The sequence below is a fragment of the Azospirillum lipoferum genome (assembly GCF_024170005.1).
Classification (GTDB): domain Bacteria; phylum Pseudomonadota; class Alphaproteobacteria; order Azospirillales; family Azospirillaceae; genus Azospirillum; species Azospirillum lipoferum.
In genome coordinates this window covers 241,258-263,079 of sequence record NZ_JALJXJ010000011.1, presented here as the reverse complement: position 1 = coordinate 263,079, position 21,822 = coordinate 241,258, and the positions used below count along the sequence as shown (strand labels likewise).

The following is a 21,822-nucleotide window of genomic DNA, read 5'->3' as shown; positions in this document are numbered from 1 at the left end:
TCAACTGGGCAAAGCTCGGCAGGAACCATGGCGCCAGACGACCTGATGTTCCAGGATGACGATGCTGGAACGGCGCCGACCCGGCTTTCGTCGGCTGCCATTCCTTGGCCGGTTCTGGTGGTTGACGACGACGAGCAGGTGCACGCGATGACGCGGGTGCTGCTGAACGATTTCGAATTCGAAGGCCGCCGCTTCGCTGTCGTCAGCGCCTTTTCCGCTGCGGAGGCGCGGGTGATTCTGGCCGAGCGGACGGACCTGCCCGTTGTCCTCCTCGACGTGGTGATGGAGACCCAGGATGCGGGCCTGCGTCTGGTTCATCACATCCGGCGCGATCTGGGCAACCGGCATATCCGCATCATCCTGCGCACCGGCCAGCCCGGACAGGCACCGGAGCGCGACGCCATCGTCGCCTACGACATCAACGACTACAAAAGCAAGGCGGAACTGACCGCCCAGAAGCTGTTCACCAGTCTGGTGAGCGCCGTGCGCGGTTGGTGCGATCTGGTCACCATCGAAACGCTGAACCAATCGCTGGAACGGCGCGTTGCCGAACGCACGGCGGAGCTGGAACGGCAGACCGCGCTGGCCGACGAGCAGCGTCGCTTCATCGAGAATCTGGTGGAACTGATGCCGAGTCCTGTCTGGTACAGGGACGCTGCCGGCCGCTACGCCCTGTGCAACCGCGCTTTCCGCGAACTGTTTCCGAACGCCGCCGAGGGGATCGAATGGTCCGTCGGGACCCAGGATGTTTCGGAGCAGGCGCCGGCCGGGACGGACTCCTTCTCCTTCGAGACCAGCGTGTCGGGAGCGGATGGGGACTCGCGTGAATTGCTGGTGGTGAAGCGTCCGCTGTCCTCGCCCGATGGTGCGGCGGCTGGGGTGATCGGCATCGCCACCGACATCACCGAGCGCCGACGGATGGAACGCGAACTGCAGCGTCTCGCCACCACCGATCCGTTGAGCGGCGCTCACAACCGCCGGCATATCCTGGACCTGCTGGAACGGCTGCTGACCGGGCAGGAGGCCGTTGCGGACAGTCGCCAGACCGGCGGCGCGGCCTGCCTCGTCATGCTCGACATCGACCATTTCAAGCGTATCAACGACGAGATGGGCCACGGCGCCGGTGACATCGCGATTCGCAGGGTGGTCGAGGAAATCCGCAGTCAGATGCGCGCCACCGACCAGATCGGCCGTATCGGCGGAGAGGAATTCGCCATCCTGCTGCCGGACAGCTCGCGCGCCGACGGTGTGGCGATCGCGGAGCGGCTGCGCAACGGCTTGGCCGCGCTGGCGATCGAGTTGCCCGATGGCCGGTGCTTCCAACTGACCGGAAGCTTCGGCCTGACCGAGGTGCGGCCGCTGGGCGATACGGTGGAAAGCGTGCTGGGCCGGGCCGATCAGGCGCTCTACCGGGCCAAGGCGCTTGGGCGGAACCGGGTCGAGGTGACGTGAAGCGCGGTGTTGGCGTTACGACATTTTGAACGATGACGGCTTGACCGCCGCCGCGGCAACGGGTATGCAGATCCCATGAAGACCAGCGACACCATGCGAATGCGAATTACCGGCCCGGCGCTCTGAAGCGTCGGAGAGTTGCCGTTTTCGTGTTCAATGGTCGTGTGGAGTGTGTGGCGTGTCGCTGCACCTTGTGGTTTCCGGGACCCTCAATCCGGTTCATGGCAAGTCGAATGTTCTGACCGCTGCTGCGGCGTCGGTTCTCGATGTCCGTTTCGGCGAGCGAATGTGTGGCTCGGCGCGAATTAATCACCCGGTCCGCTGAGGCGGTCCGGGCACGCCCGTCCTACCCCAAAAATTCGTTCGCCGAGGAGCTTCGCGATGTTCACCGCGCATACCGATGCCGCGTGCACCCTTTCCGTCTGCGCTTCCGTCCACAGCCCCGATTTCGAAGACCGTCTGCCGGCGTGGTTGCCGCTGTCCGCGGTGACCGATGCCGCCCGGCGGCTGTCCGGCCAGATCGTCCGCACGCCGCTGCTGCATGCGCCGACGCTGGAACGGGACCTGTGGTTGAAGGCGGAGGTGTTCCAGGCCACCGGCGCCTTCAAGGAGCGTGGTGCGCTGAACCGCCTGCTGCGGCTGACGGCGCCGGAACGGGCCGGCGGCGTGGTAGCGATGTCGGCCGGCAACCATGCGCAGGGGGTGGCGCTGCACGCCGCCCGGCTGGGGGTGAAGGCCACCATCGTGATGCCGGAGACGGCCCCCCGCTGCAAGGTGGAGCGCACCACAGAACTGGGTGCCGAGGTGGTCCTGCACGGCGCCACGGTGGGCGAGGCGAAGGGGAAGGCGCTGGAGCTGGCGGCGGAGCGGCGGTTGACATTCCTCCACCCCTATGACGATCCCGACGTGATCGCCGGCCAGGGGACCGTCGGGCTGGAGATCCTGGCCGACCGTCCCGATGTCGACACGGTGGTGGTGCCGGTCGGCGGCGGCGGCCTGCTGGCCGGGGTGGCCGCCGCGGTGAAGGCGCAGAACCCGTGGGTGCGGGTGATCGGCGTGCGGCTGGCCCGGCGCGGCGGTCCGACGCTGGCCGACGGGATCAACGTCCATGCGCTCGGCAAATTGCCCCAGGCCATCGTCGACACTCTGGTCGACCGGGTGGTCGAGGTGGAGGAGGGGGAAATCGCTGCGGCGATGCGCGCCCTGCACCGCTCCTTCGGCGTGGTGGTGGAAGGGGCCGGGGCAGCGGGAGTCGCGGCAGTGCTTGGTGGTCGGCTGGGACGGACGGGGCGGACGGTGGCGGTGCTGTCCGGCCGCAATGTAGACGGCGACACGCTGGCGCGGACGTTGGCGGCGTGAGTTTCCATCCGTCCATTGTTCTGTAGGCTCCTTTGCCACCTCCCCGTCCTGTGGAAAAAGGGGTGGGGAGGGGAATGGCAGCTGGCACCAAAGGACCGCCTCCTCGTCCATGCCCCGCAAAACGCATAGCTCACCACTTCGCCAAAGCGAAGTATGGATAGGTCAGTAGAAATGACCTATATTGGTCGTCGCACGTAAACACACAGGCGATACCAAGGGGTGGCTGGCATGGCAAACAATTCTGCCTCGACTATTTCGTCGTCCCCTGCATCGGTCACTTACGAGCGCCCGCTCGCAGCGCACAGTTTCTTTGACAATTTGCAAGGTCAACTGTTCGGCATCGTCATGACATCGTTCGGAATTGCCATTCTTCATGCCGCAGGGCTGGTCACCGGGCAGGCGGCGGGGCTGACCTTTGTAATTTCTTACGCGACGGGCATCGATTTCGGAATTCTGTTCTTCCTGGTCAATCTGCCTTTCTATTTTCTTGCGCTGGCCCGCATCGGCGTCGGCTTTACGGTCAAATCGCTGATTGCGGTGACCGGCATCGCCGTGCTGTCCAGCCTGCTGCCGTCGATGATGAGCTTCAGCGCCATCAACCCCTATGTCGCGGCGGTGCTGGCCGGCTTCTGCGTCGGGATCGGGGTGATCGGGCTGTTCCGTCACGGCGCCAGCGGTGGCGGTGTCGGCATCCTTGCCTATTACCTGCAAGAGAAGACCGGGTTCCGGGCGGGCTGGTTGCAGTCGCTGTTCGATCTGGCCGTGTTCTCAGCTGCCGCCTTCGTGCTGGACTGGCCGGCGCTGCTGGCGTCGATCCTGGGCGCAGCAGTGCTGAACGCTTTCGTCGCCTTCAACCACCGCGCCGACTGGTACGTCGCCCGCTGACGAAAGCGGGTCGCGCCATCATTCGCGGCCCAACACCCGGTCGACCACCGCGTCCGCCCATTCCCGCGACCGGAAACTCGCCTTGGCTTCCACAGGGTCATAGACGCGCTCCACCCAATCCCAGAAGGCGGTCGGGCGCTTCTGGTTGTAGGCGGCGTACAACTCGAAGAAATAATCGAGGATACCGGTCTTCGCCTGCTTGAAGTGGCCGTATTTCCAGGACAGCTGCTTCATCGCCTGGTCGAGCGGCTGGCCTTCATGGGCGAACAGGTACAGCGTCGCCATGAAGCCGGCGCGGTCCGCCCCCGACTTGCAGTGCATCAGGGCCGGATAGGTCATGGTCTTGAACAGCTCCCGCGCCTTCAGAAGGGTGTCCTTCTTCGGCATGTCGCGGGAGTTCACCGGGAAATCGACCAGCTCCAACCCGTGCGCGCGGCAGGCCTCCGCCTCCAGGATGTAGGAGGCGCAGTCGCGCGAGCCGCGCAGATTCAGGACCGTCTTCACCCCGTTGCGCGCCGCCGCCGCGATGTGCGAGGGCGAAGGCTGGCTCGCCCGGTACATGTAGGGGGAGATGCGGTAGGTGTTGGAATAGATCAGCCGGAAACAGGCATGGTCGATGAACACGCTTTCCAGATGGCCGAGTGCCCGCTGCCACGGGGTCGCCATGCGGCTGCGGTTGCGCTTGATCGCATCGGCCAGCGCGGTGGTTGTGACCGCCCGCAGGGTGCTTTTCTTCGCCAACTCAAACCTTCCGATTCTGACGGAACGCCAACATAGGCATGGTCGGCGTTCCGTCAAGAACCCCGATCAGGCCACCCTGTCCTGCAGCCGCACATACATGCCGTACTGGGCCGCCAGCGTCAGCACGATTTCCATGTACAGGTTGATCAATCCGTTGGCGTAGAAGGCCGGGCAACCGGTGTAGTGACGTTCCCCCGCCATTGCGGTCGGTTCGATCAGGTCGGTGTTCAGGACGATGAGGTCCTTGTCCGGATCGTAGAGGAAGGCCGACTGGTCGGTGCGCAACGGGTGGATGGCCTGATGGTCGTCGGCCTCGATCTTTCCCGCCGCCATGAACTGGCACAGCATGCCCAGGCTGCCCATCGCCAGCGGCAGAACCTGCTTCAGGCTGCGGCGGGCGAGGTCGTCATAGGCAGCGGCCTCCAGTCCCGGACGCAGAAGCGGCGCCGCCTCCACCAGATTCCAGCAGACATGCAGGGCGGTATGGCTGCCGGTCTTGGTGATCGACAGCATGTCGTAGCCGGACGGGCCGTGAAGCACCGACTTCTGCAACTCGCGGCCCAGCACATAGCCGGCGGCGGCTATGTCGGTGATCGTCCCCTCAGTCCGGCAGCGGTCTTCCTCCACCATCACCTTGATCGCCCAATCCTTGATGATGGCGTCCAGCAGGTGGCAGACTGAATCGCGCAGGAAGCCGACCATGCGGTCGGGATCGGCAGCGGCCAGCCCGTCCGGGTCGGCGAAGTCCAGCCCGTGCGGCGACTCCGGCGGGGTCGGCAGCAGCAGATGCCCGGACTCGTCCAGCGGCATGCGGGCGATGATGTGCTCCCGCAGGTCGACATAGAGGAAGCCGAGCAGGGTGTTGATCGCGACCTTCTCGAAATCCTCCTTGCGGGTGTCGGCATGGGCCGGGCAGTGGCCGGCCAGCGTCAGCAATTCCTCGCTGAGGAGATAGTTTGGGTCCTCGGCGATGCGGTGCAGGATGGGCGCGAGGTTGATCCGGGTCATCCCGGCTTCCTCATGCGCGCCGGCATAGGTCAGCGCGAAGTCGTTGGTGCGGGCCATCGGGCTCAGCCCTCCTGCAGGCGGTCGTAAACGGAATAGTCGAGCGCCAGCCCGGCGACGATGTCGAGATACAGCTTGATCAAATTGGTGGTGTAGAAGGCCGGGCAGCCGGTGTAGTAGCGCTCGCCCGGCTTGGCGAAGGTGACGATGGGATCGGCGTTCAGCCGGATCAGCCCGTTGGGGTCCAGGACGAAAGCCGTCTGGTTCTTTGGCAGCCGGTGCACGGCCAGCCCGTCGGGCGGCTCTATCCCGCTTTCCTCCATGTAATGGACCAGCATGCCCAGGCTGGCCATCGACAGCGGCACGATCTGCTTCAGGCTGCGGTGGACGAGGTCGTCATAGAAGGCGGCATCGCGTCCCGGCACCAGAAGCGGGGCCGCTTCCACCATCGCCCAGCAGATGTGGATGGCGGTGTGGCTTCCGGTCTTGGTGATCGACAGCATGTCGTAGCCGGCGCGCTGGTAGAGCGGCGAGTGTTCCAGAACCGTGCGCAGGACGAAGGTCGCCGCCGCATCGAGCGAGATGGCACCGGAACCCTGGGAGCGGAAATGCTCCTCCTCACGCACCAGATCGACGGCCCAGCCGGTGATGAGGCCGTCCAGCAGGTGGCAGGTGGCGTCACGCAGGACAGAGCAGAAGACGTCCGGCGCCACCGCAGCCATGGCGGCGCGATCGGCCGGGTCCAGCCCGTGCGGCGATCGTGGCGGGATTGGCAGCATCGGCCGGCCGTCCGCATCGAAGGGCAGCTTGCCCGCGATGTGGTCGCGCAGACGGTTGAACAACAGGGCCAGCAGGCTGTTGACCGCCACCTTGTCGGCATCATCCTGCGGAATCGGGGCCATCCCCTCTGCCGCGCCCTCAGCCTTGTTGGCATGGAACGGGCATTGCCCGGCACCCTGGCGGAAGTCCTCGCTGAACAGGAAGTTCGGATCGGACTGGATACGTTGCAGGATGTGGGCGATCGACACCCGGCCCAGACCCGCCTCGCCATGGGCGGTGTTGAAGGTCTGGGCGAAGTCGTTGGAACGGGCGGTCAGGGTGTCGGACATGCGGCGGCCTTCGACGCGGATGTATAGCGGACAGGTTACCCTAAAGGGAAAAGCCGGCCCCGCGCAACGGAGTGTCGCCTCCGGGCTCTATAATGTCCCGGCCGCTGCGTTATTTTGCCACGATCCGCCCTTCCACCGCGGGCGCCACGGTTTTCTTGGCTTCGACGTAGTTCATCACGATGGTCGCCAGCAACACCGCACCCGACGCATCGACGATGACTTTGGACCGCGGGAAGGCGGCGTAGCCGTCGCCGCCCTTCAGCATGTAATCGTTGGTGGCGATGCGATAGGTCGCCTGCGGGTCGACCGGCTTGCCGCCGACCATGATCGAGGTCACCCGGCGACCGGCGGGCGCCTTCGGGTCGTAGGTCATCGTCAGGCCGGAGACCTGCGGGAAGCGGCCGGCCTTCTCCTCCACCTTGCTGACGCCATGTTCGAGGGTGGAGATCAGATCCTGCCCCGACATTTCCACCAGCACGCCGACATTGCCGAAGGGCAGTTCGGCGAAGATGTCCTTGCGGGTCAGCGTGGACCCGGCGGGATGCAGCGCATCGGCACGGATGCCGCCGCCATTGGTGATGGCGACATCAGCTTTCAGCGTGTCGCGCAGGGCGTCGGCGATCAGGTTGCCCATGCTGGCTTCGCGGCTGCGCACCACGTCCTTGCGGCTGTCGAGGTCGGTCGTCGTGGTGCCGATCACCGCGGCCAGATCGCTGTCCAAGCGTTTGGTGTAGCCCTCCACCACTGTCTCGACCTCCGGATCGGGAGCCACACCGGCGGTGGTGACGAAACGCCATTCGGTCGGCACGGTGGCGGTCACCGGCCCCTTGCCGGCGTCCTTGGTTTCCACGGCGAGCTTCACGACGCCGAGATACTGCGCGTCATGCCCGGCCTTCAGGATCAGGGTGGAGCCTTCATAGAAGCTGATCGGATCATGGTCGTGGCCGCCCAGGATCAGGTCGATGCTCTTGACCTTGGACGCCAGTTCGCGATCCTCCTCGATGGTCAGGTGGGTCAGCGCCACCACGACCGACGCTCCCTTCGCCCGCAACTCCTTCACCGCCGCCGCCGCCGTCTCCAGCACGGGTGGGAAGCTGAGGCTCGGCCCTGCGCTCGAAAGGCGGGCGGTATCGGGAGTGATCAGGCCGATGAAGCCGACGGTGATGCCGTCGATCGTCCTGGTCCAGCTCGGCACCGTATTAGCGAAGGCGGAGCCGTCGGCGGACCACACATTGGTGCCGATCCACGGAAACTTCGATTCGGCCATGCGCTGCTTCAGCAGGTCGGGACCGAAGTCGAATTCATGGTTGCCGAAGGTCACCGCGTCGACGCCGATGGCGTTGAACAGCGTGATCATCTGCTCGCCCCGCGTCGTCCCCGACAGCAGCGACGGCGACAGGAAATCGCCGCCGACCGTGGTGATCGCATCGGGCGCCGCGGCGCGCTCCCGCTTCAGCAGGGTCATCAGCGGCCCGAACCCGCCCTGCCCCTTCACCGGAGCGATCTCGTACACGTCGTTGACGTGCAGGAAGGTCAGCGTGCCGTTCTGTGCCCAGGCTGGCAGGGCCATGCCGACGATGGCGGCGAGCAGCGGAGCGGCGAGGAGACTGCGGCGGGACAGCATGCGAAACGGACCTCCGGCAGGAAACTTCGTACACTCTAGACCAGCTTTCCGCCGCCGCGCATAGCGGCTTTGCACATCGGCGCATGCGGTTGGGAAAGGCTGTGGCTTGAACTCCGCCCGCGACGGTCTCACAACTTGATGACAGCCTTACCAACGACGCGAGCCGAGCAGACCCATGCGCATCCTGGTCGTTCAGAACAGCCGTACCGCCCCCATCGGTTTGGTGGGCGATGCACTGACCGACAACGGCGCCACCCTCGTCACCATCGCCGCAAACGAGGGGGAGGCAATCCCCGATAAGGACGGTTATGCCGGTCTGGTGGTGCTGGGTGGCCCGCAGGACGCCTGGGACGACAAGAAGGGACCGCATTTCGGCCGGGTGATGGAGACGATCCGCGACTTCACCGACGCAGACCGGCCAGTGATGGGAATCTGCCTCGGAGCGCAGCTGGCGGCCCGCGCCTATGGCGCCAAGGTCTATCGCCACACCACGCCGGAACTGGGCATCCATCGTGTCAGCCTGACCGACGGCGCGCAGGACGACCCGCTGCTGGGCGGCTTCGGGCCGGACCTGAACCTCGCCCAGTGGCACTACGACACCTTCGAGTTTCCCGACGACGCCGTGCCGCTGGCCTACAGCGAAGCCTGCGACCGTCAGGCCTTCCGCCTTGGCCGTGCCACCTACGCCTTCCAGTTCCACCCGGAGGCCACCGGCGACATCCTGCGCGGCTGGGCGTCGCGCATTCGGGAAGAGGCGCGGGAGAGCAATGCGGAGATGCTGCACGGTCTGGAGGATTCGATTGCTACCCACCTGCCGGTGGCGGAGCGATTCACCCGGGCGATGACCCGGCGCTGGCTGGATCTGGCGCGCTGACGGTTTCGGTGAAGCGGGCCAGCAGGTCGGGGGTGTCGACGTCATAGAGGATGCCGGCGTCGTCGACCGGCACCTCGCACAGCCGGTCGGCATGCTGACCGATCAGGCGCTTCGCCCCGGCATCGCCGGTCAGCGCCGCCATTTCCGTGAAGAAGGCGCGGTCCCACAGCACCGGGTTGCCCTGCTTGCCATGGGTGGTGGGGATGCAGATGGCGCGGCCTTCCAGCGGACTGTAGGCGGCGATCAGCCGGTCGATCACAGCGGACGCCACCCGCGGCATGTCGCCCAGGCACACCACCACCGCATCCGATTCGCTCGGCACCGCCGCCAGACCGGCACGAAGCGAGCTGCTGAGCCCATCGGCGAAGGCGGGATTGTGGACGAAGGTGACGGGGCGGTCGGCCAGCGCCCGCGCCACGCTTTCCCCCTGATGGCCGGTGACGACGATGACGTTGGCGGCTTGCGAGGCCAGCGCCGCGTCGACGGCGCGGGCGACCAGCGGCGCACCGTTCACCTCCGCCAGCAGCTTGTTGGTCGGCCCCATGCGGCTGGAGCGGCCAGCGGCCAGCACCAGGGCGGTGACGCGCGGCGCACGGGGAGATTCTATTGCAACGCCGGCGCGCGGCAGCGGACGGGTCGGGATTTCGGCCAGCAGCCCGCCGACCCCCATCCGCATCACCTCGGCCCGGCTGGGAGGAACGCCGGCGGCAATGCGTTGCAAGACCCAGTCGAAGCCGTTCAGCTTGGGCGAGCGCGCACAGCCGGGGAGGCCCAGCACAGGTTGGCCGTCGCGCCGGGCCAGCAGCAGCAGGTTGCCGGGATCGACCGGCATGCCGAAATGCTCCACCACGCCGCCAGCCCGCTCGATGGCGGCGGGCAGCACGTCACGCCGATCGGTGATGGCCGAAGCACCGGCGATCAGCAGAAGGTCGGCCGCCGGTGCCTCCGCAATCTGAGCGGCGAGCGCCGCCTCGTCATGGGTGCAGCGCGAGTCGTGGATCAAGGTGCCGCCGAGTGCCTCCACCCGCTCCCGTGTCACGGCGACGGTCTTGTCGAGCACGCTGTCCTTGACCCCCGGGAGGCGCGTCTGGATCAGCGCCACCGACAGCGGACGATAAGGGAGGACGGCCAACGGCGGCGGTCCGTCGATGGCGATCCGCTCCGCCTGCTCCACCGCGGCGGCGGGGGCGGCAAAGGGGATGATCTTGACGGTGGCCAGCATCTGACCGGGCTCGACCGATGCGAAGTCAGGCAGGGTGGCGATGGTGACGCTCTCGTCGATGGCATTGATCGCGTCGACGCGGGCAGGGTCGAGGCGCAGCAGGCCATGAGATTCGGCGAACAGGTTGACCCGGCCGGTGAAGGCGGCGGCGACCTGGACGGCACCACCCGCCACGGCGGTGGCGATACGGGTGGCAGCGGCATCCTCGCCGATGTCGCTGTTGGATAGCTTGGCGGCGATCACCTCGGAGATGCCCGCCTTGCGCAGGGCATCCACGTCATCGGCTGACAGACGGCGGCCCTTCTTGAAGGCGATGCCGTCCAGGCGCAGGGAGTGGGCGAGGATTGCGCCCTCGGCTTCAGAGAGGGAAAGCGGACCGAAGAACATGGGGGCTCCGGGTGGGCACGGACGACGCATCCCCCCGGATATGGCTGCCGGGCCGGAGCCGGGCAATGGGCGAAAGGTATGGGGTGGGGGAGGCCAACTATGGCCTCCCGCTCTGGTCCTCGACCCTCAGCAGGGATGGTTTTCGCCCCGCCGCACGCAGGTGATCTGCCCCATGATCGAAATCGCGATCTCCGCCGGGGTGACGGCGCCGATCGACAGGCCGACGGGGCCGCGGATGCGCTTCACCTCAGCTTCGCTCAGCCCTTCGTCGCGCAGGCGGTCCAGGCGCAGGGCGTGGGTGCGCTTGCTGCCAAGCGCGCCGACATAGAAGGCGGGGGAGCGCAGGGCGGCGATCAACGCCGGGTCGTCCAGCTTCGGGTCGTGCGTCAGCGTGACCACGGCGGTGCGGACGTCGGGCTTCAGTTCGGCCAGCGCCTCGTCCGGCCACAGGTGGTTCAGCTTCACGCCGGGGAAGCGGGCCTCCGTGGCGAAGGCGCCGCGCGGGTCGATCACCGTCACGTCATAGCCGGTCAGCGCCGCCACTGGGGCCAGCGCCTGGGCGATGTGCACGGCGCCGACGATCAGCAGACGCATGGCCGGGTTGTGGACATGCACGAACAGGCGGAAGCCGTCCTCGTCCTGCGGATCGACCAGCAGGCCGGAACGGTCCTGGCGGATGCGCCGGCGCACCTCGTCCAACAGGTCGGGCTCCAGCCCGAAGCCGCCATGGACGGCGTCTTCATAGACGAGGGTCTGGAGACCACTGTTCAGATCGGTCACCAAGGCGGCTGGGATCGCGGCAGCCTTCGCGGCGAGCAGACGGTCCAGAATATCGCGTTTCATTCCACGGCCTCGACATAGACCTGTACCTGCCCGCCGCAGGCCAGCCCGACTTCCCAGGCCATTTCGTTGGTGATACCGAAGGACAGCAGGCGCGATTCGCCGTCCTCCATCGTCTTGGTGGCTTCGTGCGCCACGGCGCCTTCGATGCAGCCGCCGGAAACGGAGCCTGCCATCGACCCACGGTCGTCGACCGCCATCTGGCTGCCGACCGGCCGCGGCGAGGAGCCCCAGGTCGCCACGACGGTCGCCAGGGCCACCCTGCGGCCGGCGGCCCGCCATGCGGCCGCCTGCTCCACGATGTTGTCCGCCATCAGGGTGTCGTTCATCCCGCCGCCTCCTTCAACCAGCGGCGCAAGCCCGGATTACGACGCGGACCGTCGGCCGACAGGGCACCGGCCAAATCCGCGAGGCTGTTCAGGCTGTGGGCCGCAAGAAAATCGTCCACATGCGGCAGCAACGCCCGGATGCCCGAGGATTTCGGCGCGAAGCCTTCCCAGCGCAGCAATGGATTCAGCCAGACGAGCCGCCGACAGCTTTTGTGCAACCGTTCGGCCTCTGCCGCAAGCCCTTCCCCTGCATCCCTGTCAAGCCCGTCGGTAATGAGAAGAACCACCGCGCCCTGGCCCAGCACCCGGCGCGCCCAGGTCCGGTTGAAGGCATGCAGCGCGGTGCCGATCCGCGTGCCGCCCGACCAGTCGGCGACGGCCCCCGACACGGCATCCAGCGCCACATCGACATCCTTGTGGCGCAGGTGACGGGTGATGTTGGTCAGGCGCGTGCCGAAGACGAAGCTGTAGACCCGGTCGCGGTCGTTGGTGACCGCATGCATGAAGTGCAGCAGCATCCGCGAATAGCGGGTCATCGATCCGGAGATGTCGCACAGCACCACCAGCGGCGGCGGGCGGGTGCGGCGGCGCTTGCGGGCGAGGTCCGACAGGTCGCCGCCGCTGCACAGCATCCGCCGCAGCGTGGCGCGCGGATCGACGCGCGGCCCCGCCGGATCGGGGCGGTAGCGGCGTGTGGTGACCTCCGCCAGGGGCAGGGCGAGACGGGTCAGCAGGCGTTTGGCCTGCGCCATCTCCTCCCCGGTCATCTTCTCGAAATCCTTGTCCTGAAGCCGTTCGGCGGCGGACACGGTGAAGGAGGCGTCGAGTTCGATTTCGGTCTTTTCCGGTTCCTCCTGTTCGGTGCCGCTGCCGTGCAGTGCCTCGGCGAGGCGCTGAGCCATCTCCGGCTGGTCGGGCGGGGCCTCCGTCCGCACCTTCGGCAGCATCAGCGACATCATCTTTTTCAGGATGTCCGGATTGCGCCAGAAGACGTGGAAGGCTTGGTCGAACAGCTCGCTCTGGTCGTGGCGGTTCACGAAGATGGCGTGCAGCGCCCAGTAGAAATCGGTGCGGTTGGACAAGCCGACCGCCTCCACCGCTTCCACGGCCTGCAAGACCTTGCCCGGTCCGACCGGCAGGCCGGCGGCACGCAGCGCTCGGGCGAAATGCATCAGGTTGAGGGTGAGGCGGCCGGCCGGAACGGTGTCCGTCATGATGCACTCACCTTGCGGTGGTGGCGGCCAGCTCGGTCTTGACCTGGGTCAGGATGCGCGCCGCCTCGCTGCCCTGGATGCGGGCAATGTCGTCCTGGTACTTCAGCAGCGTGCCCAGCGTGTCGTTGATGACGGAGGGCTCCAGTTCCAACTGGTTCAACTCCACCAGCGCTTGCGCCCAGTCCAATGTCTCCGCCACTCCCGGAGCCTTGTAGAGGTCCAGGCCGCGCAGGGTCTGGACGAAGCCCACCACCTGGGCTGCCAGCCGCGCATCGGCCTGCGGCGCCTTGACCGCGACGATCTCCCGTTCCCGCGTGGCGTTGGGGTAATCGACCCAATGGTAGAAGCAGCGCCGCTTCAGCGCGTCATGGATCTCGCGCGTGCGGTTGGAGGTCAGGATGACGATGGGTGGCTCCGGCGCATGGACGGTGCCGAACTCCGGGATCGAGACCTGATAGTCGGACAGGATCTCCAGCAGATAGGCCTCGAACGGCTCGTCGGTACGGTCTAACTCGTCGATCAGCAGCACTGGCGGCCCGGCGAGGTCGGGCTCCAGTGCCTGGAGCAGCGGACGTTTGACCAGGAAGCGCTCGGAGAACAGATCGGAGGCCAGCGATTCACGGTCCTGCCCGCCAGACGCCTCGGCCAGCCTGATTTCCATCATCTGGCGGGCATAGTTCCACTCATAGACGGCCGACGAGGCGTCCAGCCCCTCGTAGCATTGCAGCCGCAGCAGCTTGCGGCCCAGCGTCGCCGACAGAACCTTGGCGATCTCCGTCTTGCCGACGCCGGCCTCGCCCTCCAGGAACAGCGGGCGCTTCAGCTTCAACGCCAGGAACAGCGCGGTCGCCAGCGAGCGGTCCGCGACGTAGGAGCCGCGGGTGAGAAGCGCCAGCGTATCATCGACGGAGGCGGGAAGGGTTGTGGTCATCGAGGGCCTTGGAAATGGACGATAAAATCCCTCTCCCGTCCCGGGAGAGGGAGGGGACCCACCGAAGGTGGGGAGGGTGAGGGGTAAGGCAAGGAACTGGAAGCGCATGGTTCCTTGCACTGCCCCTCACCCTTCCCACCGCTTCGCGGCGGATCCCTTCCCTCTCCCGGGGCGGGAGAGGGAGTTAAATCACCCCGCCGCTTCCACCGCGCGCTTCGCCATCACGGTGACGAGGTGGGCGCGGTAGTCGGCGCTGGCGTGGATGTCGGCGTTCAGGCCGTCGGCCTCCACCGACAGGCCGTTCAGGGCGTCGGCGCGGAAGTCGGCGGCGAGCGCCGTCTCGAACGCCTCGGCGCGGAAGACGGAACCGGCGGCGCCGGTCACCGCGACCCGGACTTCCCCGCCGAACCTGGCGACGAAGACACCGACGATGGCGTAGCGGCTGGCCGGGTTGCGGAACTTGGCGTAGGCCGCCTTGTCCGGTCGGGAGAAACGTACCGATTTGACGATTTCGCCCGGCTCCAGCGCGGTTTCGAACATGCCGGTGAAGAAATCGTCGCCGGCGATGGTTCGGCGGTCGGTGGTCACCGTGGCCTTCAGCGCCACCACGGCCGACGGGTAGTCGGCCGACGGATCGGCGTTGGCGATGGAGCCGCCCATTGTGCCCATGTTGCGGACCTGCCGGTCGCCGATGCCCTCGGCAAGGCTGGCCAGCGCCGGGATCACCCGCTTGACGAGGTCGGAATGGGCGACCTCGGCATGGCGGGTGAAGGCGCCGATCTCCAGCCCGCCATCAGCTTCACGGATGCCCTTCAACTCCGCAATGGCGCCGAGGTCGATCAGGTCGGTCGGGCGGGCGAGGCGCTGTTTCAGCGTCGGCAGCAGGGTCTGCCCGCCGCCCAGCAGCTTGGCCTCTTCCGCCTGAATGGCAGTCGCCGCGTCGGCAAGCGATGTCGGCCGTTGGTACGTGAACGCGTACATTCTCTAGCCTCCTTCTTCTTCGGCCGTCTTATTCCGCCGCCATGGCAGGAGCAGCGTCGCGGATGGTCCGCCAGACCTTCTCCGGCGTCGCCGGCATGTCCATGTGGGTGACGCCATAGTCCGACAGCGCATCCACCACCGCGTTCATCACGGCGGCGGCGGCGCCGATGGTCCCGGCCTCGCCGCAGCCCTTCACGCCCAGCGGATTGTGGGTGCAGGGCTGGTCCTCGTGATAGCGCACGGTGAAGGATGGGACATCGTCGGCCCGCGGCATGCAATAGTCCATGTAGGAGCCGGTCACGAGCTGGCCCGACTCCTCGTCATAGACGCAGTTCTCGTACAGCGCCTGCCCGATGCCCTGGACCAGGCCGCCATGCACCTGCCCCTCGACGATCAGCGGGTTGATGACGTTGCCGAAATCGTCCACCGCGGCGAAGCTGACGATGGTGGTTACGCCGGTGTCCGGATCGATCTCCACCTCGCAGACATGGCAGCCGTTGGGGTAGGTGAAGTTCTTCGGGTCGTAGAAGGCCTGCTCGTCCAGACCTGGCTCCAGCTCGTCGAGCGGGAAGTTGTGCGGGACATAGGCTTGCAGGGCGATGTCGCCGATGCCCAGGCTCTTGTCGGTGCCGGCGACGGTGAAACGGCCGTCCTTCACCTCGATGTCGGTCTCGGCAGCCTCCAGCATGTGGGCGGCGATCTTCTTCGCCTTGCGCTCCACCTTGTCCATCGCCTTCACCAGGGCCGACCCGCCGACCGCGAGCGAGCGCGAGCCGTAGGTGCCCATGCCGAAGGGGATCTTGTTGGTGTCGCCGTGGACGATCTCGACATTCTCGATCGGGATGCCGAAGCGGTCGGCCACGATCTGGGCGAAGGTGGTCTCATGGCCCTGGCCATGGCTGTGAGCACCGGTGAAGACCGTCACCGAACCCGTTGGATGGAAACGGACTTCTGCGCATTCATAAAGTCCTGCGCGAGCGCCGAGCGCACCGGCGACATTGCTTGGCGCGATGCCGCAGGCTTCGATGTAGGTCGCGAAGCCGATGCCGCGCAGCTTGCCGCGAGCCTTCGATTCGGCCCGGCGCTGCTGGAAGCCGGGGTAGTCGACCAGCGGCAGGGCGATGTCGAGATTCTTGGCGAAGTCGCCGGTGTCGTATTGCAGGGCCACCGGCGTCTGGTAGGGCATCGCCTCTTTGGGCACGAAATTGCGGCGGCGCATCTCCGTCTTGTCCATGCCCATCACGCCCGCTGCGACATCGACCAGCCGTTCGATCAGGTAGCAGGCCTCCGGCCGGCCGGCGCCGCGATAGGCGTCGACGGGGGCGGTGTTGGTGAAGACCGCTTTCACCTCGGCATAGATCGCCGGGGTCTTGTATTGTCCGGCCAGCAGGGTGGCGTAGAGGTAGGTCGGGATCGACGGCGCGAAGGTCGACAGATAGGCGCCGAGATTGGCCAGCGTCGAGACGCGCAGAGCCAGGAAATTGCCGTCGGCGTCCATCGCCAGCTCGGCATGGCTGACATGGTCGCGGCCATGGGCGTCGGTCAGGAAGCTCTCCGAGCGATCGGCGGTCCACTTCACCGGCCGGCCGACCTTGCGTGCCGCCCAGGTGACGACGGCCTCCTCGCCGTAATGGAAGATCTTCGATCCGAAGCCGCCGCCGACGTCGGGCGCCACCACCCGCAGCTTGTGCTCCGGGATGCCCAGCACGAAGGCGCCCATCAGCAGACGGGTGACGTGCGGGTTCTGGCTGGTGGTGGTCAGCGTGTATTCGCCGCTGGACTGGTCGTATTCGCCCATCGCCGCCCGCGGCTCCATGGCGTTCGGCACCAGCCGCTGGTTGACCAGATCGATTTTCGCGACATGGGCGGCATTGGCGAAGGCCGCGTCCACCGCCGCCTTGTCGCCCAGATGCCAGTCGTAGCAGACATTGTCCGGCGCATCGTCATGGACCAGTGGAGCGCCGCCGGCGATCGCGCGGGTGGAGGAGCCGACCGCCGGCAATTCCTCGTAATCGACCACCACCATCTCGGCGGCGTCGCGCGCCTGTTCGCGGGTTTCGGCGATCACCACCGCCACGGCGTCGCCGACATAGCGTACGCGGTCGCGCGCCAGCGGGTAGTGCGGCGGCTCCTTCATCGGCGAGCCGTCCTTGGAGTGGATCTGCCAGCCGCAGGGCAGGCTGCCGACCTTGTCGGCCTCCATGTCGGCCCCGGTCAGCACGGCGACCACGCCGGGCATCGCTGCTGCATCGGCGAAGTCGATGCCCAGGATGCGGGCATGGGCGTAGGGGGAGCGCACATGGACCGCATGGGTCATGTTCAGGCGCTTGAAATCGTCGGTGTAGTTGCCGCGGCCGGTCAGAAAACGCTGGTCTTCGCGCCGGCGCACCGAGGCGCCGATGCCATTGGGGTTCGCCATCTCGTGTTTCCTCCCACAGGAACGCTGAAGATGCGGAAATGCCTGCTTTGCTCTGGACGTTTCGCCCTTATTCGGCGGCCACCGGCGCTGCCTGCGCACCTGCCATCGCCTCGGCTCCCGCCTTCACCGCCCTGACGATGTTGTGATAGCCGGTGCAGCGGCAGATGTTGCCCTCCAGCCCTTCACGGATCTCGGCTTCGGTCGGATTCGGATTCTCGCGAACCAGATCGACCGCGCTCATTACCATGCCCGGCGTGCAGAAGCCGCATTGCAGGCCATGATGCTCGCGGAAGGCGGCCTGCATCGGGTGCAGCGTGCCGTCGGCCGCCGCCAGCCCCTCGATCGTTGTCACCGCCGCCCCGTCGGCCTGGACGGCCAGCGTGGTGCAGGACTTCACCGACCGGCCGTCGACATGGACGACGCAGGCGCCGCACTGGCTGGTGTCGCAGCCGACATGGGTGCCCGTCAGGCCAAGATGCTCGCGCAGGAAGGTGACGAGCAGCGTGCGCTCCTCCACCTCGCGCGAGACCGTCTTGCCGTTGACGGTCATCGAAACGGTACAGGACATCGGTTTTCCTCCCGCTGGCTGAAGTCTGGCTTGCAGTCGTTTGGCGTGCAGTTGGGACTTATCACTTTCGTGTGACGCGCCGTGTGCCGGGGCCATGGGGATGTCCGCTTCGGCCGGCGGTCTTGCGCCACAAGGATAGGGGGTGTCTCCCCGTGAAGGTCAAGGAGCCTGTGCATGCCTTGGCCGAAAGAATGGCATTGCAACCATCGTTATGTCGGATTGTACGTACTGGCGCGCAATTTTGTGGCGCGTTACAGTGGGTTGGGGCTGCCCGCGCTCTGTGGGCCTACGAATAAATCCGCCCGGCAACGATCCGGGTGCAGCAAGGATAAGGGGGAGAGCCACCATGAATCGCCCATCTGTGACGCGTCGCGTCCTGGCCCTGTGCACGGCCGCCGGTCTCGGCATCGGCCTTGGACTCGCCGCACTTCCGGCCAAGGCCGAGACCTTCATTACCGTGCTGACCGGCGGCACCAGCGGCGTCTATTACCCGCTGGGCGTGGCGCTGTCGAACGTGTACGGCAAGGCGCTGCCGGGGGCGAAGGTGACGGCGCAGGCGACCAAGGCGTCGGTGGAGAACCTGAACCTTCTCCAGGCCGGCCGCGGCGAGATCGGCTTCACGCTGGGCGATTCGCTGAGCGATGCCTGGAAGGGCAACGAGGAGGTCGGCTTCAAGCAGAAGCTGGACAAGCTGCGCACCATTGCCGCCATCTACCCTAACTACATCCAGATCGTCGCCGCCAAGGAATCGGGGATCAAGACGCTGGCCGACCTGAAGGGCAAGCGGGTGTCGGTCGGCGCGCCGAAATCGGGGACGGAGCTGAACGCGCGCGCCATCTTCGGCGCCGCCGGCCTGACCTACAAGGATTTCGCCAAGACCGAGTATCTGCCCTTCGGCGAATCGGTCGACCTGATCAAGAACCGCCAGCTGGATGCGACTCTCATCTCCGCCGGACTCGGCGTGGCGGCGATCAAGGATCTGTCTTCCTCGCAGGAGATCACCGTCGTCAGCATCCCGGCGGACATCGTGCAGAAGGTCGGCGATGCCGCCTACATCACCGAAACGATCCCGGCCGGCACCTATCCCGGACAGACTGAGGCCGTTCCGACCGCCGCGGTGCGCAACCTGCTGGTCAGCCATTCCGGCGTGTCCGACGATGCCGCCTACGCGATGACCAGGACGCTGTTCGAGAATCTCGACGCGCTGGCCGCCGCCCATGTCGCCGCCAAGCAGATCAAGCTGGACCAGACCGCCACCCAGTCGCCGGTGCCGCTGCATCCGGGCGCCATCAAGTATTTCAAGGAAAAGGGCCTGATGTAAGAACGGACGGGTGGAGAAGCCGTAGTGAGTGCACAAAAGAATCAGGCGGACTCCGAGATCCGCCAGGCGATCGACCGGGAAAATCCGGCGACGGTCGCAGCATTCGAAGGGTTCGACGGGCGGGCGGTCTTCGCCATCGCCGTCGCCTTCTCCGCCTTCCAGATCTGGACCGCCGCCTTCAACCCAGTGTCCACCATGGTGGTGCGGGCGGTCCATGTCGGTTTCCTGCTGCTGATGACCTTCACCCTGTTCGGCTTCCGCCAGACGGCGGAGCGCAAGCGGGTTCCCTGGTACGACTGGTTGCTGGGGCTGACCGCTTTCGGCGTCGGTCTGTACCATTACGTGTTCGAGGTCGAGCTAATCCAGCGGGCAGGCGACCCCAACACCACCGACCTGATCGTCGGCACTATTGCCGTGGCTCTGGTGTTCGAGGCCGCGCGGCGCATCATGGGGCTTGCGCTGCCGATCATGTGCGGCGTGTTCATTCCCTATGCCCTGTTCGGCCGGCATCTGCCCTTCGGGCTCGCCCACCGCGGCTATGACATCGACCAGGTGATCGACAATCTGTATCTGTCGACGGAGGGGCTTTACGGCACACCGACCTTCGTGTCGGCCAGTTACATCTTCCTGTTCATCCTGTTCGGCGCCTTCCTGGAACGCGCCGGCATGATCAAGCTGTTCAATGACGTGTCGCTCGGCCTCGTTGGCCATGCCAAGGGCGGACCGGCCAAGGTGGCGGTGATCTCGTCCGGTCTGATGGGCACCATCAACGGGTCGGGTGTGGCCAATGTGCTGACCACCGGGCAGTTCACCATTCCGCTGATGATGCGCTTCGGCTACCGCCCGGCCTTCGCCGGTGCTGTGGAGGCCACGGCCAGCATGGGCGGGCAGCTGATGCCGCCCGTGATGGGCGCCGCTGCCTTCATCATGGCCGAGACCATCGGCGTGCCCTACAGCGAGGTCGCCATCGCCGCCGCGATCCCAGCAATCCTCTATTTCGGCAGCGCCTTCTGGATGGTCCATCTGGAAGCGGGGATGCGCAACCTCGTCGGCCTGCCCAAGGACCAGTGCCCCAGTGCGTTGCGAGCGGTGGTGGAGGGCTGGTACCTGATCCTGCCGCTGGCGGCGCTGATCTATCTGCTGTTCTCCGGCTTCACGCCACTGTTCGCCGGCGTCATCGGCATCGCGGCGACGGCGGCGCTGATCCTCGGCACCACCATCGTTGGCACCATCGGGCCGATGGCCTTGCGCGTCGCCTTCTGGGTGGTGGTCGGTCTGGTTGCGGCGGGCCTGTGGAAGCTTGGGTTCCGGACCGAGCATCTGGCCTTCACCATGGTCACCCTGCTGATCATCCCCTGCCTGTTGTTCAAGGGCGGCCGGCAGACGCTGGCGCTGGTGGTCAACAGCATTGCCGACGGCGCCAAGAACGCGGTCGGCGTCGGCGTCGCCTGCGCGCTGGTCGGCGTGCTGATCGGCATGATGACGCTGACCGGGCTGGCGTCGAGCTTCGCCTCCACCATCGTCGACTGGTCGGGCGGGAATCTGCTGGCGGCGCTGGTGCTGACCATGATCGCCTGCATCGTGCTGGGCACCGGCCTGCCGACGACGGCGAACTACATCATCACCGCGTCGATCGCCGCACCCGCCCTGCTGACCATGGGCGTGCCGCTGATCGTCAGCCACATGTTCGTCTTCTATTTCGGCATCATGGCCGACCTGACCCCGCCGGTCGCCCTGGCGGCGCTGGCGGCCTCGTCGATCTGCAAGGCCGACCATATGGAGATCGGCTGGATCGCGACGCGGGTGGCGATGGCGGGCTATGTCGTTCCCTTCATGGCGGTGTACGACCCGGCGCTGGTGCTGCAAGGCGGGAGCTGGCTGGCGGTGGCCTATGTGTTCGTCAAGGCCTGCGTCGCCATCGCCTTGTGGGGGGCGGCAACCATCGGCTTTTTCTGGACGCCGCTGTCGCCGGTCGCCCGGATTTACGCCGCTGCGGCCTCCTTCCTGTTCATCGTCGCCCTGCCGCTGACCGACGAGGTCGCCTTCGTCATGACCGCCCTCTTCCTGCTGTGGCAGTACCGGCGCCGGAGCGTGCCGACCGCCGCCGCGGCCTGAAGTGGGTGGTCTCTGCCTGTTCGCCCTCGGCGGCGCGCTGCTGGTGTCGCTGCCGGGGACGGAGTTCACCCTGTCCTGGACCCACTCCATCGAAAAGACGGAGTGGCAGGAACGCTGGACGGTCGATGCGGGACGGTTGCACTTGGCAGAGGCCCGTATCCGCGGCACCGGTGCGGGAATGGAGCCCGGTCCCGATGCCCGCCTGACCGTTGATGGCTGGATGGCCTGGAGGCCGGAGCTGCCGCCGCGTGACGAGGTCACGCTGGCCGCATCCGGTTTCACAGGCGAGCACCGGCTGTGCGCGGGGGCGGAGTGCCGGCCGCTGTCGGGCTGGACGGGCGTGACCGACCGGGCTGTGATGATGCGGGCATGCTTTTAGGTCGCCGCTCACCCCCCGCATACGAAAGTTCGTGTCGCCAATGCCCCTTCCGGCTTGGCTTACGCTG

At 66.6% G+C, this 21,822-nt stretch carries 19 protein-coding genes; 7 read left to right on the top strand and 12 right to left on the bottom strand.

All coding sequences use genetic code 11. The annotated features are described in order from the left end of the window. Positions 1 to 27: 27 nt before the first annotated feature. The 3 genes from J2848_RS24530 to J2848_RS24520 all read left to right on the top strand — a co-directional run bounded on the left by J2848_RS24530 (position 28) and on the right by J2848_RS24520 (position 3,696). Positions 28 to 1,452: a GGDEF domain-containing response regulator gene (locus tag J2848_RS24530; RefSeq protein WP_149232972.1), complete on the top strand. Its 1,425-nt coding sequence runs from the start codon at positions 28 to 30 to the stop codon at positions 1,450 to 1,452. A gap of 381 nt (positions 1,453 to 1,833) precedes the next feature. Next, positions 1,834 to 2,811: a pyridoxal-phosphate dependent enzyme gene (locus tag J2848_RS24525; RefSeq protein ID WP_149232971.1), complete on the top strand. Its 978-nt coding sequence runs from the start codon at positions 1,834 to 1,836 to the stop codon at positions 2,809 to 2,811. Between the two features lie 228 nt (positions 2,812 to 3,039). After that, complete coding sequence (locus J2848_RS24520) at positions 3,040 to 3,696, top strand: YitT family protein (RefSeq protein WP_170307126.1); 657 nt, start codon at positions 3,040 to 3,042, stop codon at positions 3,694 to 3,696. Between the two features lie 18 nt (positions 3,697 to 3,714). Here the strand turns inward: J2848_RS24520 and J2848_RS24515 are convergent, their stop codons facing one another. The 4 genes from J2848_RS24515 to J2848_RS24500 form a co-directional block, all read right to left on the bottom strand. Continuing rightward, complete coding sequence (locus tag J2848_RS24515; protein WP_149232969.1) at positions 3,715 to 4,437, bottom strand: fused DSP-PTPase phosphatase/NAD kinase-like protein; 723 nt, start codon at positions 4,435 to 4,437, stop codon at positions 3,715 to 3,717. A 66-nt stretch (positions 4,438 to 4,503) separates the two neighbouring features. Beyond that, positions 4,504 to 5,502, bottom strand: coding sequence for a hypothetical protein (locus J2848_RS24510; RefSeq protein WP_149232968.1), 999 nt, complete (start codon positions 5,500 to 5,502; stop codon positions 4,504 to 4,506). A gap of 5 nt (positions 5,503 to 5,507) precedes the next feature. Then, positions 5,508 to 6,551: a hypothetical protein gene (locus tag J2848_RS24505; protein ID WP_149232967.1), complete on the bottom strand. Its 1,044-nt coding sequence runs from the start codon at positions 6,549 to 6,551 to the stop codon at positions 5,508 to 5,510. Positions 6,552 to 6,660: 109 nt separating this feature from the next. After that, positions 6,661 to 8,175 carry a bifunctional metallophosphatase/5'-nucleotidase gene (locus tag J2848_RS24500; protein ID WP_149232966.1) on the bottom strand — a complete coding sequence of 505 codons (1,515 nt, stop codon included), beginning with the start codon at positions 8,173 to 8,175 and terminating at the stop codon, positions 6,661 to 6,663. A gap of 175 nt (positions 8,176 to 8,350) precedes the next feature. Here J2848_RS24500 and J2848_RS24495 point away from each other — a divergent pair, with 175 nt between their 5' ends. Next, a complete protein-coding gene (locus J2848_RS24495; protein ID WP_149232965.1) occupies positions 8,351 to 9,049 on the top strand; it encodes a type 1 glutamine amidotransferase in 699 nt (232 codons plus the stop codon). Here the strand turns inward: J2848_RS24495 and J2848_RS24490 are convergent. The 8 genes from J2848_RS24490 to J2848_RS24455 all read right to left on the bottom strand — a co-directional run bounded on the left by J2848_RS24490 (position 9,006) and on the right by J2848_RS24455 (position 17,940). Further along, a complete protein-coding gene (locus J2848_RS24490; protein WP_149232964.1) occupies positions 9,006 to 10,658 on the bottom strand; it encodes an NTP transferase domain-containing protein in 1,653 nt (550 codons plus the stop codon). The two genes, J2848_RS24495 and J2848_RS24490, sit on opposite strands and share 44 nt — an antisense overlap. 126 nt (positions 10,659 to 10,784) lie before the next feature. Continuing rightward, positions 10,785 to 11,501, bottom strand: coding sequence for an XdhC family protein (locus J2848_RS24485; protein WP_149232963.1), 717 nt, complete (start codon positions 11,499 to 11,501; stop codon positions 10,785 to 10,787). After that, complete coding sequence (locus tag J2848_RS24480; protein WP_170307125.1) at positions 11,498 to 11,827, bottom strand: XdhC family protein; 330 nt, start codon at positions 11,825 to 11,827, stop codon at positions 11,498 to 11,500. The genes J2848_RS24485 and J2848_RS24480 overlap by 4 nt, the downstream gene beginning before the upstream one ends. Continuing rightward, on the bottom strand, positions 11,824 to 13,041 hold the full coding sequence (locus J2848_RS24475; RefSeq protein ID WP_149232962.1) for a vWA domain-containing protein: 1,218 nt from the start codon (positions 13,039 to 13,041) through the stop codon (positions 11,824 to 11,826). Before J2848_RS24475 ends, J2848_RS24480 begins: the two co-directional genes overlap by 4 nt. Before the next feature lie 7 nt (positions 13,042 to 13,048). Further along, entirely contained in the window at positions 13,049 to 13,972 is a 924-nt protein-coding gene (locus tag J2848_RS24470) for an AAA family ATPase (RefSeq protein ID WP_149232961.1), read from the bottom strand. 189 nt (positions 13,973 to 14,161) lie between these two features. Continuing rightward, positions 14,162 to 14,953: an FAD binding domain-containing protein gene (locus J2848_RS24465; RefSeq protein WP_149232960.1), complete on the bottom strand. Its 792-nt coding sequence runs from the start codon at positions 14,951 to 14,953 to the stop codon at positions 14,162 to 14,164. 28 nt (positions 14,954 to 14,981) lie between these two features. Further along, positions 14,982 to 17,372, bottom strand: a complete 2,391-nt coding sequence (locus J2848_RS24460) for a xanthine dehydrogenase family protein molybdopterin-binding subunit (protein WP_149232959.1) — start codon at positions 17,370 to 17,372, stop codon at positions 14,982 to 14,984. A gap of 67 nt (positions 17,373 to 17,439) precedes the next feature. Further along, complete coding sequence (locus tag J2848_RS24455; RefSeq protein ID WP_149232958.1) at positions 17,440 to 17,940, bottom strand: (2Fe-2S)-binding protein; 501 nt, start codon at positions 17,938 to 17,940, stop codon at positions 17,440 to 17,442. 346 nt (positions 17,941 to 18,286) lie between these two features. Between J2848_RS24455 and J2848_RS24450 the strand changes: the two genes are divergently transcribed. The 3 genes from J2848_RS24450 to J2848_RS24440 are packed head-to-tail and all read left to right on the top strand — an operon-like array spanning position 18,287 to position 21,755. Beyond that, entirely contained in the window at positions 18,287 to 19,261 is a 975-nt protein-coding gene (locus tag J2848_RS24450) for a TAXI family TRAP transporter solute-binding subunit (RefSeq protein WP_211103229.1), read from the top strand. Positions 19,262 to 19,285: 24 nt separating this feature from the next. Next, positions 19,286 to 21,376, top strand: a complete 2,091-nt coding sequence (locus J2848_RS24445; protein ID WP_149232957.1) for a TRAP transporter permease — start codon at positions 19,286 to 19,288, stop codon at positions 21,374 to 21,376. Position 21,377: 1 nt separating this feature from the next. After that, positions 21,378 to 21,755 (top strand): DUF1850 domain-containing protein, encoded by a 378-nt coding sequence (locus J2848_RS24440; protein ID WP_149232956.1) that lies wholly within the window; start codon positions 21,378 to 21,380, stop codon positions 21,753 to 21,755. Positions 21,756 to 21,822: the final 67 nt, after the last annotated feature.

Coding starts and splice junctions, on each gene's coding strand:
- J2848_RS24530 (WP_149232972.1), top strand. CDS start 28: ATGGCGCCAGACGACCTGATGTTCCAGGATGACGATGCTGGAACGGCG.
- J2848_RS24525 (WP_149232971.1), top strand. CDS start 1,834: ATGTTCACCGCGCATACCGATGCCGCGTGCACCCTTTCCGTCTGCGCT.
- J2848_RS24520 (WP_170307126.1), top strand. CDS start 3,040: ATGGCAAACAATTCTGCCTCGACTATTTCGTCGTCCCCTGCATCGGTC.
- J2848_RS24510 (WP_149232968.1), bottom strand. CDS start 5,502: ATGGCCCGCACCAACGACTTCGCGCTGACCTATGCCGGCGCGCATGAG.
- J2848_RS24505 (WP_149232967.1), bottom strand. CDS start 6,551: ATGTCCGACACCCTGACCGCCCGTTCCAACGACTTCGCCCAGACCTTC.
- J2848_RS24500 (WP_149232966.1), bottom strand. CDS start 8,175: ATGCTGTCCCGCCGCAGTCTCCTCGCCGCTCCGCTGCTCGCCGCCATC.
- J2848_RS24495 (WP_149232965.1), top strand. CDS start 8,351: ATGCGCATCCTGGTCGTTCAGAACAGCCGTACCGCCCCCATCGGTTTG.
- J2848_RS24490 (WP_149232964.1), bottom strand. CDS start 10,658: ATGTTCTTCGGTCCGCTTTCCCTCTCTGAAGCCGAGGGCGCAATCCTC.
- J2848_RS24485 (WP_149232963.1), bottom strand. CDS start 11,501: ATGAAACGCGATATTCTGGACCGTCTGCTCGCCGCGAAGGCTGCCGCG.
- J2848_RS24480 (WP_170307125.1), bottom strand. CDS start 11,827: ATGAACGACACCCTGATGGCGGACAACATCGTGGAGCAGGCGGCCGCA.
- J2848_RS24475 (WP_149232962.1), bottom strand. CDS start 13,041: ATGACGGACACCGTTCCGGCCGGCCGCCTCACCCTCAACCTGATGCAT.
- J2848_RS24470 (WP_149232961.1), bottom strand. CDS start 13,972: ATGACCACAACCCTTCCCGCCTCCGTCGATGATACGCTGGCGCTTCTC.
- J2848_RS24465 (WP_149232960.1), bottom strand. CDS start 14,953: ATGTACGCGTTCACGTACCAACGGCCGACATCGCTTGCCGACGCGGCG.
- J2848_RS24460 (WP_149232959.1), bottom strand. CDS start 17,372: ATGGCGAACCCCAATGGCATCGGCGCCTCGGTGCGCCGGCGCGAAGAC.
- J2848_RS24455 (WP_149232958.1), bottom strand. CDS start 17,940: ATGTCCTGTACCGTTTCGATGACCGTCAACGGCAAGACGGTCTCGCGC.
- J2848_RS24450 (WP_211103229.1), top strand. CDS start 18,287: ATGAATCGCCCATCTGTGACGCGTCGCGTCCTGGCCCTGTGCACGGCC.